Annotated in this window: 13 protein-coding genes, 1 tRNA gene and 2 pseudogenes; 9 read left to right on the top strand and 7 right to left on the bottom strand. The window is 42.3% G+C overall.

Annotated features, from left to right (window positions below; translation table 11 throughout):
- Nucleotides 1-50 precede the first annotated feature (50 nt).
- The 3 genes from rep (at nucleotide 51) to K6984_RS11095 (ending at nucleotide 2777) form a co-directional block, all read left to right on the top strand.
- Nucleotides 51-2072: a DNA helicase Rep gene (gene rep, locus K6984_RS11105; protein WP_221895588.1), complete on the top strand. Its 2022-nt coding sequence runs from the start codon at nucleotides 51-53 to the stop codon at nucleotides 2070-2072.
- Between the two features lie 85 nt (nucleotides 2073-2157).
- Nucleotides 2158-2634: a hypothetical protein gene (locus tag K6984_RS11100; RefSeq protein ID WP_221895587.1), complete on the top strand. Its 477-nt coding sequence runs from the start codon at nucleotides 2158-2160 to the stop codon at nucleotides 2632-2634.
- Between the two features lie 66 nt (nucleotides 2635-2700).
- Nucleotides 2701-2777, top strand: a tRNA-Arg gene (locus K6984_RS11095).
- Nucleotides 2778-3050: 273 nt separating this feature from the next.
- Here the strand turns inward: K6984_RS11095 and K6984_RS11090 are convergent.
- Nucleotides 3051-4349: a transposase gene (locus tag K6984_RS11090; protein WP_221895586.1), complete on the bottom strand. Its 1299-nt coding sequence runs from the start codon at nucleotides 4347-4349 to the stop codon at nucleotides 3051-3053.
- A 129-nt stretch (nucleotides 4350-4478) separates the two neighbouring features.
- Between K6984_RS11090 and K6984_RS36120 the strand changes: the two genes are divergently transcribed.
- Nucleotides 4479-4775, top strand: a complete 297-nt coding sequence (locus K6984_RS36120; RefSeq protein WP_221895607.1) for a LapA family protein — start codon at nucleotides 4479-4481, stop codon at nucleotides 4773-4775.
- 174 nt (nucleotides 4776-4949) lie between these two features.
- Nucleotides 4950-5105 (top strand): hypothetical protein, encoded by a 156-nt coding sequence (locus K6984_RS11080; protein WP_221895585.1) that lies wholly within the window; start codon nucleotides 4950-4952, stop codon nucleotides 5103-5105.
- Here K6984_RS11080 and K6984_RS11075 read toward each other — a convergent pair.
- A pseudogene (locus K6984_RS11075) lies at nucleotides 5079-5576 on the bottom strand (IS30 family transposase); the annotation flags it as partial. The gene K6984_RS11080 and the pseudogene K6984_RS11075 overlap by 27 nt on opposite strands.
- Nucleotides 5577-5809: 233 nt before the next feature.
- Here K6984_RS11075 and K6984_RS11070 point away from each other — a divergent pair.
- Nucleotides 5810-7108 (top strand): transposase, encoded by a 1299-nt coding sequence (locus K6984_RS11070; protein WP_221894003.1) that lies wholly within the window; start codon nucleotides 5810-5812, stop codon nucleotides 7106-7108.
- A 1-nt stretch (nucleotide 7109) separates the two neighbouring features.
- On the opposite strand, the pseudogene K6984_RS11065 reads toward K6984_RS11070, so the two are convergent.
- Nucleotides 7110-7613: pseudogene (locus K6984_RS11065) on the bottom strand (IS30 family transposase); the annotation flags it as partial.
- 97 nt (nucleotides 7614-7710) lie between these two features.
- Here K6984_RS11065 and K6984_RS11060 point away from each other — a divergent pair.
- The gene (locus tag K6984_RS11060) at nucleotides 7711-7875 is read left to right on the top strand and encodes a hypothetical protein (RefSeq protein WP_221895582.1); all 165 of its coding nucleotides are present in this window, start codon (nucleotides 7711-7713) and stop codon (nucleotides 7873-7875) included.
- A 22-nt stretch (nucleotides 7876-7897) separates the two neighbouring features.
- Here the strand turns inward: K6984_RS11060 and K6984_RS11055 are convergent, their stop codons facing one another.
- Together K6984_RS11055 and K6984_RS33220 are read right to left on the bottom strand one after the other, a co-directional pair.
- Nucleotides 7898-8170 (bottom strand): hypothetical protein, encoded by a 273-nt coding sequence (locus K6984_RS11055; RefSeq protein WP_221895581.1) that lies wholly within the window; start codon nucleotides 8168-8170, stop codon nucleotides 7898-7900.
- Nucleotides 8171-8197: 27 nt separating this feature from the next.
- Nucleotides 8198-8326, bottom strand: coding sequence for a hypothetical protein (locus tag K6984_RS33220; protein WP_263458600.1), 129 nt, complete (start codon nucleotides 8324-8326; stop codon nucleotides 8198-8200).
- Nucleotides 8327-8361: 35 nt separating this feature from the next.
- On the opposite strand from K6984_RS33220, the gene K6984_RS11050 reads away from it, so the two are divergent.
- Entirely contained in the window at nucleotides 8362-8646 is a 285-nt protein-coding gene (locus K6984_RS11050) for a hypothetical protein (protein ID WP_221895580.1), read from the top strand.
- 234 nt (nucleotides 8647-8880) lie between these two features.
- Entirely contained in the window at nucleotides 8881-9696 is an 816-nt protein-coding gene (locus K6984_RS11045) for a hypothetical protein (RefSeq protein ID WP_221895579.1), read from the top strand.
- Here K6984_RS11045 and K6984_RS11040 read toward each other — a convergent pair.
- A complete protein-coding gene (locus K6984_RS11040; protein ID WP_476693190.1) occupies nucleotides 9676-10344 on the bottom strand; it encodes an IS701 family transposase in 669 nt (222 codons plus the stop codon). The genes K6984_RS11045 and K6984_RS11040 overlap by 21 nt on opposite strands.
- A 175-nt stretch (nucleotides 10345-10519) precedes the next feature.
- Nucleotides 10520-11176 (bottom strand): hypothetical protein, encoded by a 657-nt coding sequence (locus tag K6984_RS11035; protein WP_221895577.1) that lies wholly within the window; start codon nucleotides 11174-11176, stop codon nucleotides 10520-10522.
- Nucleotides 11177-11193 lie beyond the last annotated feature (17 nt).

Below are 11193 nucleotides of genomic sequence, written 5' to 3'. Positions count from 1 at the left end.
GCTTCACGATTTTGTGAATAAATCCGTACTCAACTGCAGTTTCTAGGTCAATGCCAAAACTAAACCCTGAACAAGAACGCGCGGTTAAAACCATTGACCGCCCTTTGCTAGTGCTGGCAGGCGCTGGCAGCGGTAAAACCCGGGTGATTACTGAGAAAATCGCCTATTTAGTCAAGCAAGGCTTGCCCGCCCGGCATATTGCGGCACTCACCTTTACTAATAAAGCCGCACGGGAAATGAAACAGCGGGTCGGTAAATTACTGGATAATAATCAATTGCGCGGCCTACGTGTCTCGACCTTTCACTCCTTAGGGCTGGATATACTGCGCAAAGAACATAAAACCTTGCAATATAAAACGGGGATTACGCTGTTTGATGAGCAGGATAAAATCACCCTGCTAAAAAACCTGATTGCCCATGGCAATGCACAATACGATATTGATAGTGTGGAGTTGTATTCTGGCAAAATAGGACTGTGGAAAAATGCCTTTATCACCCCCGAACAAGCCTTAAGCCATGCCAGCGAAGAAGATAATATTGCCGCACTTGTCTATGTGGAATATACCCGCAGCTTAAAAGCCTACAATGCAGTTGATTTTGACGATTTAATTTTACTACCTGTTTTGCTGCTGCAAAACTACCCCGAGGTTCTGGAGAAATGGCAAAACAAAATCCGCTACTTACTGGTCGATGAGTATCAAGATACCAATATCACCCAGTATCAACTGGTTAAATTACTGGTCGGTAAGCTGGGTAAATTTACCGTGGTCGGTGATGATGATCAATCAATCTATGCCTGGCGAGGCGCGCAACCAGAAAACCTGTCACAACTGCAAACAGATTACAGGCGTCTGACAGTTATCAAGCTGGAGCAGAATTACCGGTCCTATGGACGTATCTTAAAAGTCGCTAACCAGCTTATTGCTAATAACCCACACGCATTTGAAAAAAAGCTCTGGAGTAATATGGGCTTTGGCGAGCCGTTACGCGTATTAACGCATAAAAATGATGCCGAAGAAGCCAAGCAAATCGTTTCCGAAATCGTTCATCATAAATTTAAAACCGGAGCCGATTATGGCGACTATGCGATTTTATATCGCGGTAAGCATCAATCGCGCTTATTTGAGCGCAGCTTGCGCGAATTTGATGTACCGTATTTTATTACTGGCAACACTTCATTTTTTGCCTATGCCGAAATCAAGGATATCCTCAGCTATCTAAAACTGTTTGTAAACCAAGATGATGATGCCGCTTTTTTGCGCATAGTGAACACGCCACGCCGTGAAATTGGTCCTAGCGCATTAGAAAAATTAGGCGCTTATGCCAGTGAGCGACATATCAGCCTGTTTAGCGCATGCTCCGAAATGGGCATCAGAGAAAAGCTACCCCAGACTGCACTGGCACGATTACAAAAATTTTGCGAGTGGACGCACCGCACCGCACACGCACTACAAACTGGCGATACCTTTGCAGAAATAAATGCCTTTATAGAGCAAATTAATTATCACCAATGGCTGCATGAAAACAGCAATACCCAGCAAACAGCTGAACGCAAAATTAAAAATGTTTGCGAACTGACCGAATGGCTACAGCGCATTGCAAAAAGTGACGATGACCACCAAACTGATAACCAGGCAGAAAAAAACCTGGATGAAATCGTAGCTAAAATTCAACTCATGGATATCATGGAGCGTAACCAGGATGAGCAGGCGGATCAACAGGTCAGCTTAATGACCTTACACGCAGCAAAAGGCCTAGAGTTCCCGCATGTATTTTTAATCGGTTTCGAAGAAAATATCCTGCCGCACCAGAACAGTATCGAAAGCAATAATATAGAAGAAGAGCGCCGCCTGGCCTACGTAGGCATTACCCGTGCGCAGCGCAGCTGCACGTTTAGCTACTGCACCCATCGCAAGCGTTATGGCGATATTTCTGAAAGCGAGCCGAGCCGGTTTTTAGCCGAACTCCCCGAAGAAGACCTGGAGTGGCAGAGTAAAAAGCCGGTTGATAAAGCAGAGCAAAAACAACGCGGCAAAGCTAACCTGGCGCATTTAAAATCGATGCTATCGTAAGCTATAACTCGATGTTCAAGTTTTTGATATTGAGAAGGTAAAATCAGGTATTCTGAGGTTGTTGTAATTTTATCGGTGTAAGCCCATGTTAATGAATGCCCCAGCCACCTTTATCCAAAGCTATATTGACGATTTAAATGATGCGCTCAATCAGCTAAAACCCGGAGCCGCTTTGACACGGATTCAAGCCGCTTGGTTGGGCACTTGTTTAACGGGCATACTGCTAATGAACTCTGTTTGCTGGGCTAAGTTTGAGCGAGCAAGCCTTGGAGATTGCAAAGTAGCCGCATTATCCTGGGTGTTTCGTAAAGCAAGTATACCCTGGGACTGGTTGCTACGGGTGAGTGTGGTCTTAATTTTAAAACGTTATGGCATTACTGAAGGTGTGTTGGCCTTTGATGAATCAGACCGAGCACGATCTAAGTCTACAAAACGTATTTATAAGGTTTACAAGCAGAAACACAAAGGCTCCGGCGGGTATGTTAATGGACAAACGATAGTATTATTGCTGCTAGTTACCTCCATTAAAGTATTGTTCTGCCGGGTGAAGGTAAGAGTTTGATGGCAATGGGATGGAAAAACTTGAACATCGAGTATAAGGATAGGTTAAAATAGCTTATTCAAATAAGCGCCCGTAGCTCAGCTGGATAGAGTACTGCCCTCCGAAGGCAGGGGTCGGACGTTCGAATCGTCTCGGGCGCGCCATTAACGCATTGAATTTAATGAGATATTAATTGATTAATAACTTTGAAGTTGAATACATTAGTTTCTGAGTTGCTACTGAGTTGCGATTAAACTTAAATATTCCTTTTTGATTCTTAACCAAAATTAGTTCGCTAATTTTAAAAACCTTTGTTAGTCTCTCAGGTCAGTGGTCTAAATTCTTTAATCAACTGAAGTTTCCCAATTATTGAGTAGCTGAAATACACAATGCTGGTGTATCGAGGTTTATTTTAGGTGGTTTTGCCATGTTTATCATCAGTGTTCCCCTATCAATTGAGGCCGTGAAACTAACCTCGCCACAAGAGAGCTCATAAAGCACTGTAAAGACATTCCTGTTATTATTGCGTTTTGAACTGCCCGAATGGTATACGAGCTGATACGAGATATTCTTGCCTGGAAAAATAATGGATTCACAAAACGATCTCGTTTTTGAGCCTGTTGCTGCCTTATCTCCAGAGCCTCGCTATATTTTTTATCCGATGGATGAATCAATTCTGGCTGTTGTGTTTTTGAAATCTCTTCAAATACGCGCATTAAATTATAGCTCATTGCAGTCAGGCGCATTTGATTTTCAAGTGAGCGGGTATTGGAAGACCAAGCTTTAGTTTCCTTGAAATTACTTTTAGTGTTATTGAATGTCTTTTCAATCGTCCATCGCTTGAAATACAGCATGGCAATGGTTCCAGGGTTAATAGTCATTGGCAAGGTTGTCACAAACCGGTGAAGTTTTCCGGTTTCTGGATCACGGTAATCCACCACGTTAAATTTGATGCCCTTGTTTTCGTACACACTGTATGCTTCAACCCCTGTATTGATCTCATGGTGGGAGTCAAAAGGGATAGACTCAACCAGAGGCGCAATTGAATTTTCTTTTAGCATTGAAATCATGTAATTAGCATGTCGTTTCTGCCGATCCCACCAGACAAAGTCGGTGACGGCTTTATCGTAGACATAGAGATGTTTCTGAGAGCTGTTATTTCCCTTGTTTTGCTTTTCAATATGATCTCGTAACACAGGTATTTCTTGATGCCTCTGAGTTCCGTTTGTCACCAGACAAAGAAATCTGAGCAACCCACTTCTGAGATTCAACGCGTAAATCCCCCCGGCCGCATAAACTTTCCCCTTGCTGTTTTTTTCAGTATGGCAGGCATGATCAATAAAATGTCCATCCGCTGCTTCTATGGTGTATTCGTCAAGTTCCGGGAATGCTTTAAGATAATCAATGCCTTGCAATAGCAGTGTTTCAGCGTGAAGATGATAGCTCTGCTGTTCAAATGCCTCAAGCATACTTGTTCGTCTATGCGACTTCAGTGATTTAAAATACGTTGAGTGGGGAAGCAGCTGGCCATAAATCTGTTCATTGGTTTGGAGGAAATGGCGACCACTATCGACTACACTGATACAGCGTAATAACCCAAGGCGAATAAAGTCGATATCCTTCAACTCTGGGCATGAACGAGCCCACAAAGGATGACGCTCTGCTAACAGGGCACGTTCCATACTTTCATTGCAGTGTTGGTGAATATGTTCAGAGAGTGGTAGGTCTTTAAGCATGGGTGATATCCGTTTATGAGGTGATTAAAACGGAAATTTTTAGAAAAATTCTTCGGCAATTGCAAGCTTTATTTGAAATTATTTGTTGTTTCTTTACGGTGCCTACAGAGTGTCTATTTGCTGTTATAAGTGATTAAAATCAAAAAGATGGAAATATTCGAGTGGTGCTACCTTCAGGTAGGTTATAGGCTGCTTTGTTTAGGTACTTCTTCTTTCAATGGGAACACTGATGATTTTATTAAAGGATCAGAGCAAAACGTGACGCAAGAAAAAACAGGTAGAAACGTATTAAAACAATTACGTAGTGAAAACAAAAAATTAAAGAAAGAGCTTAATCGCAAAGAGAAAGCACTTGCAGAAACAGTGGCCTTATTGGTGCTTAGAAAAAAGCTGGATGCGCTCTGGGAGGAAAACGAGGACGCTTAATTCCTCACTCAGAGCGCGTAAATTATGTCACATGGATCAATCAAGCCATTGGACAAGGTGCCAGAAAGGGCAAAGCCTGTGATATTGTTGGTATCACTCGATGTTCAAGTTTTTGATATTGAGAAGGTAAAATCAGGTATTCTGAGGTTGTTGTAATTTTATCGGTGTAAGCCCATGTTAATGAATGCCCCAGCCACCTTTATCCAAAGCTATATTGACGATTTAAATGATGCGCTCAATCAGCTAAAACTCGGAGCCGCTTTGACACGGATTATTGCATTAGGCTTATTAAAAGACCTGAATTCAATTCATAAGTGCATAACCCAATAAATTTTTCATATCTATCCCAGTCAGCCCTTCAAATACCTCATAAGGTGTTTTGTAATTGAGACACTTTTTAGGGCGACTATTTAGCTTATCAACGGCTATAAAAACCTCTTTTATCGTAACATCAATCAACTCCATTACTTTAGGGAAATACTGTCTTAATAAGCCATTAGCATTCTCATTTTGCCCTCTTTCCCAAGAGCTGTAGGGAGTCGAAAAATACGTATCACAACCTAGTGCTTCTGCTATTTTTTCATGCAGGGTAAACTCTTTCCCGTTATCAAAAGTAATTGTTTTAACAAAGCTTTTTATAGGATCAAGCATTAAAATAGTTGCGTCTAATACATATTGAGCCTTTTTCCCCGCTAAAGGGAAGGCCAACCGTAATTTAGAGACTCGCTCATCCAGCGTTACAATCGCCCCTTTGTGATTTTTCCCAATGATTGTATCTGCCTCCCAATCACCTATACGCTTCATCAGTGTTCCCATTGAAAGAAGAAGTACCTAAACAAAGCAGCCTATAACCTACCTGAAGGTAGCACCACTCGAATATTTCCATCTTTTTGATTTTAATCACTTATAACAGCAAATAGACACTCTGTAGGCACCGTAAAAAAACAACAAATAATTTCAAATAAAGCTTGCAATTGCCGAAAAAATTTTTCTAAAAATTTCCGTTTTAATCACCTCATAAACGGATATCACCCATGCTTAAAGACCTACCACTCTCTGAACATATTCACCAACACTGCAATGAAAGTATGGAACGTGCCCTGTTAGCAGAGCGTCATCCTTTGTGGGCTCGTTCATGCCCAGAGTTGAAGGATATCGACTTTATTCGCCTTGGGTTATTACGCTGTATCAGTGTAGTCGATAGTGGTCGCCATTTCCTCCAAACCAATGAACAGATTTATGGCCAGCTGCTTCCCCACTCAACGTATTTTAAATCACTGAAGTCGCATAGACGAACAAGTATGCTTGAGGCATTTGAACAGCAGAGCTACCATCTTCACTCTGAAACACTGCTATCGCAAGGCATTGATTATCTTAAAGCATTCCCAGAACTTGACGAATACACCATAGAAGCAGCGGATGGACATTTTATTGATCATGCCTGCCATACTGAAAAAAACAGCAAGGGGAAAGTTTATGCGGCCGGGGGGATTTACGCGTTGAATCTCAGAAGTGGGTTGCTCAGATTTCTTTGTCTGGTGACAAACGGAACTCAGAGGCATCAAGAAATACCTGTGTTACGAGATCATATTGAAAAGCAAAACAAGGGAAATAACAGCTCTCAGAAACATCTCTATGTCTACGATAAAGCCGTCACCGACTTTGTCTGGTGGGATCGGCAGAAACGACATGCTAATTACATGATTTCAATGCTAAAAGAAAATTCAATTGCGACTCTGGTTGAGTCTATCCCTTTTGACTCCCGCCATGAGATCAATACAGGGGTTGAAGCATACAGTGTGTACGAAAACAAGGGCATCAAATTTAACGTGGTGGATTACCGTGATCCAGAAACCGGAAAACTTCACCGGTTTGTGACAACCTTGCCAATGACTATTAACCCTGGAACCATTGCCATGCTGTATTTCAAGCGATGGACGATTGAAAAGACATTCAATAACACTAAAAGTAATTTCAAGGAAACTAAAGCTTGGTCTTCCAATACCCGCTCACTTGAAAATCAAATGCGCCTGACTGCAATGAGCTATAATTTAATGCGCGTATTTGAAGAGATTTCAAAAACACAACAGCCAGAATTGATTCATCCATCGGATAAAAAATATAGCGAGGCTCTGGAGATAAGGCAGCAACAGGCTCAAAAACGAGATCGTTTTGTGAATCCATTATTTTTCCAGGCAAGAATATCTCGTATCAGCTCGTATACCATTCGGGCAGTTCAAAACGCAATAATAACAGGAATGTCTTTACAGTGCTTTATGAGCTCTCTTGTGGCGAGGTTAGTTTCACGGCCTCAATTGATAGGGGAACACTGATGATACGCTTACGGTTGTTGACCTCTTCAGGACGCTCATCTATATCGACTCTATTAGGGATTCCTGTCCTATTATGGGCTGACCCATACCGCTTGCGATAGGTTTTGTTCTGATGCCGAAGATGCTTGTATAGTTCACCCCCTGCCTTTTTGTCCGCCAGAATATGCTGGTAGATTGTTTCATGATGAAGACTAATTATACCTTCTTGTTTTAACCGCCCTGCAATCTGCTCAGGACTCCAGTCATCCTCAATGCGAACATTAACAATGCCTTTTATTTCATCCGTTAATTTAACCTCTTTAGGCTTGTTTTTGTGTCGTTCTTGGGCAAAATCTTCTGCTTGTTTATGCCTGTAGCCTCTTTGACCTGTATTGCGTTTAATCTCGCGTGAAATATTGCTTTGGCTTCGTTCTAAGGCTTCTGCTATTTTATTCTGTGAAGTTCCCTTTTTTAATTCAATTTCTATATAATATCTTTCTTCAGGACATAGGTGTGTATAGCTCATTTGTAGCCTCTGTAAATTGTTTGGTAGCTGTTTACTTTACACCTATGTCTTGTCTTAATTCAACAGGTGTTAGTCTAGCCAATACTTGCAGAGGGTTATGCACTTATTATACGAATTCAGGTACTTTAATTCGATTAACAAAGGCATTGATCAGATAATACGTGTACGTGGCGGAAAAGAGATTAAAGTGACTGTCAGCAGTGCACGATTAAAGGTGAGTTCTCACAGTAAAAAAACGCTTTGTCATTGCCTTAAAATATGACGGTGAAAACGACTATCGCTATTTAGTGGCGACAGACCTGACTTGGCGCACACAAGATATTATTCAAGCCTATACGTTGAGATGGCTGATTGAGGTTTTCTTTGAGGACTGGAAGCTTTAATGAAGGATGGGGGCGTGAGGCCAAACAATTAGATGAAGAGGGATCAAGCCGTCGCTGAAAATCAGGGAAACGGAGCCTAAGCGAAGTGATGATTTTTAGTCCGCGATAGCCGTAGGGCCGTTGTTTTGTCGGAGTCTGAGCGTTAGCGAAGGTGGAGACAAAATAAAAGGCCATCCGACACGGCGTCAAGTCATTTGGAGCCTATGTTCCGACCCCTTGTTGGGTCGGGACGAGGTGACGAGGACGAATCGGGGCCGCCGGAGGCATAAGTGGTCGCGTTAAGTTTTTGCCGCTTGCTTGGGCTGGGATGCCCAAAACAAGCTTTCGCAAAAATAGCGACTCCCCGAGGCCTGATTCTGAGTCTTTTGTTTGACCATTGCCTTCTCCTTCACCCAGAGCAAATAGCCCGCATTGAAAGCAAACTACCTGCGTATACCGTAGGAAGCTTACAGCGCAAGTCTCAAATGGATGTACTGCTTGAGTTCATCACGTCATTGCTAGAGTTTCCAGATCCTGGTGATAAGCTGAAAGAGTTAGGTGAATTAATAAAGGATGTGTTTCAACTGATGCCATCAGGAAAACATATGATTGGCAGAGATTTAGGGCGCTTAGGGCCAACACCATCATTAAAGTATTGTTCTGCTGGGTGAAGGTAAGAGTTTGATGGCAATGGGATGGAAAAACTTGAACATCGAGTATAACCTACCTGAAGGTAGCACCACTCGAATATTTTCATCTTTTTGATTTTAATCACTTATAACAGCAAATAGACACTCTGTAGGCACCGTAAAAAAACAACAAATAATTTCAAATAAAGCTGGCATTTGCCGAAAAGATTTTTCTAAAAATTTCCGTTTTAATCACCTCATAAACGGATATCACCCATGCTTAAAGACCTACCACTCTCTGAACATATTCACCAACACTGCAATGAAAGTATGGAACGTGCCCTGTTAGCAGAGCGTCATCCTTTGTGGGCTCGTTCATGCCCAGAGTTGAAGGATATCGACTTTATTCGCCTTGGGTTATTACGCTGTATCAGTGTAGTCGATAGTGGTCGCCATTTCCTCCAAACCAATGAACAGATTTATGGCCAGCTGCTTCCCCACTCAACGTATTTTAAATCACTGAAGTCGCATAGACGAACAAGTATGCTTGAGGCATTTGAACAGCAGAGCTACCATCTTCACTCTGAAACACTGCTATCGCAAGGCATTGATTATATTAAAGCATTCCCAGAACTTGACGAATACACCATAGAAGCAGCGGATGGAAATTTTATTGATCATGCCTGCCATACTGAAAAAAACAGCAAGGGGAAAGTTTATGCGTCCGGAGGGATTTACGCGTTGAATCTCAGAAGTGGGTTGCTCATATTTCTTTGTCTGGTGACAAACGGAACTCAGAGACATCAAGAAATACCTGTGTTACGAGATCATATTGAAAAGCAAAACAAGGGAAATAACAGCTCTCAGAAACATCTCTATGTCTACGATAAAGCCGTCACCGACTTTGTCTGGTGGGATCGGCAGAAACGACATGCTAATTACATGATTTCAATGCTAAAAGAAAATTCAATTGCGACTCTGGTTGAGTCTATCCATTTTGACTCCCGCCATGAGATCAATACAGGGGTTGAAGCATACAGTGTGTACGAACTGAAGTTTCTTAGAAATTCATCAAGCAACCATTCGCAATAAAACGGCTACCACCGAATTTACAGGGGAGCTGCTGTATTTGGGGCAAACCCTTTCAAAATCCGGTTCCAAAGCCGCTTCGGCAATGATGCGGCGGATATCTGAAAAGGCGAAACTGGCTCGCCCCTTCACTTTGTGCCGACGTTCCGGATCGGTTTTTAAACGATCCGCGTAAATCCACGTCAGCGTTGTTGCCATCATACAGAAGTTCAAATGGTTGGTCACTGCCTGCGCATTTCGACACTGACTTTTCTGACTCCCTATGTCTTGCTTGAGCTCTTTGAGCCCGGATTCGATTTTCCATCGCGCACCATAATACTCAATAATCTGTGTGACGGATAAACTTAGATCGGTCGTAAACAAAGCAATCCACTGTGTGCGATGAAACACCCAGACAACCTGAACGGGTCGTTTCAATGTTTTCAGCATGACAACGCGACTATAAGCCCTGACTTCACGCTGTTTTCCATAGAGATTCACGGTATACGATCGGGCCTTTTGTTGTACTGTTTTTGCCATGTCTGTGGCTGACCCCAGACGCTGCCCGTACTTTTTATTCCGCCCCCTCTGCTTGGGTTTTCTTTTTTCTGGACGATCGTACAGTACATTATTGCACCTTAACCTAGAGAGAATATTAAACCGGCTTCCGATAGCTTTGTAAACAGGCTTCCATAGGCCATTGTTGCCAAACCAGCTATCACTCGATGTTCAAGTTTTTTAACTGATTGATTTTATTGATAATTTTACTGACAAAGAAAGCATCAACATCATTGTAAATCAATCACTTATAAAACAAAGCCGGAAAAATTTACTTTTCTTAGCCCAGTTATAGCTGAAAACTTGAACATCGAGTATCAGTGACTGTCAATATCGGAGCGGTGGAAAAATGTTCTGCAATTGCAATTGCAATCAGCATTTGAGCCGCCTGAGCCATCTTGGTCAGGAAAGGAACGACATCACCTCTTATCGTGGCGGTTTCTTTTTTTGCCTGAATTGTTTTTAAGGGCAGATAAAATCGGAAATCTAAAAATAAGCACGCACAGCGACCTTTGACCTGTTTCAGCAACCTTACCGATACAATATTTTGTGCCCATGGATATTTGCTTTGATTCGATTTGGCCGCGTGGTCAAAAATGGCTTCACAGCCGAAGATATTTTTGCCTACTTTAGTGATAATGGAGTCATCCAGTGCAACCAATATGCGCCCATCTGTTTCAGGAGACGGAATCAGCTCCCAGATAGTTTTCCACAGCCCAGCCCACGGCAAAGTTGAAGAAGCCATGAAAGTGTAAAAGCGCTTATTCTTGATCTCAAACCCAAACAACGTATCAAGGCAACGCCAAAGATTAGAGGTCATTGATGACGTAAAAGGAACGATAATGGACAGGATCGTGTAAACGAACAGAGAGGCTCGTTCGCGGCCTAAAGTGGTTTCGGAAAAATGATCTTGAAGCGGGAGTGAAATATCGCGTAAAATAAACATGAATGAGGTCGTTTTAT

This window comes from Bathymodiolus japonicus methanotrophic gill symbiont (genome assembly GCF_019721995.1).
Taxonomy (GTDB): Bacteria; Pseudomonadota; Gammaproteobacteria; order Methylococcales; family Methylomonadaceae; genus Methyloprofundus.
The sequence above is the reverse complement of the archived record's forward strand: the minus strand, read 5'-3'. Positions and strand labels throughout refer to the sequence as shown.

Excerpts from the sequence above, each read along its gene's own strand:
- rep (WP_221895588.1), top strand. The coding sequence starts at position 51 with ATGCCAAAACTAAACCCTGAACAAGAACGCGCGGTTAAAACCATTGAC.
- K6984_RS11100 (WP_221895587.1), top strand. The coding sequence starts at position 2,158 with ATGTTAATGAATGCCCCAGCCACCTTTATCCAAAGCTATATTGACGAT.
- K6984_RS11090 (WP_221895586.1), bottom strand. The coding sequence starts at position 4,349 with ATGCTTAAAGACCTACCACTCTCTGAACATATTCACCAACACTGCAAT.
- K6984_RS11080 (WP_221895585.1), top strand. The coding sequence starts at position 4,950 with ATGTTAATGAATGCCCCAGCCACCTTTATCCAAAGCTATATTGACGAT.
- K6984_RS11070 (WP_221894003.1), top strand. The coding sequence starts at position 5,810 with ATGCTTAAAGACCTACCACTCTCTGAACATATTCACCAACACTGCAAT.
- K6984_RS11060 (WP_221895582.1), top strand. The coding sequence starts at position 7,711 with ATGCACTTATTATACGAATTCAGGTACTTTAATTCGATTAACAAAGGC.
- K6984_RS11055 (WP_221895581.1), bottom strand. The coding sequence starts at position 8,170 with ATGGCCTTTTATTTTGTCTCCACCTTCGCTAACGCTCAGACTCCGACA.
- K6984_RS11045 (WP_221895579.1), top strand. The coding sequence starts at position 8,881 with ATGCTTAAAGACCTACCACTCTCTGAACATATTCACCAACACTGCAAT.
- K6984_RS11035 (WP_221895577.1), bottom strand. The coding sequence starts at position 11,176 with ATGTTTATTTTACGCGATATTTCACTCCCGCTTCAAGATCATTTTTCC.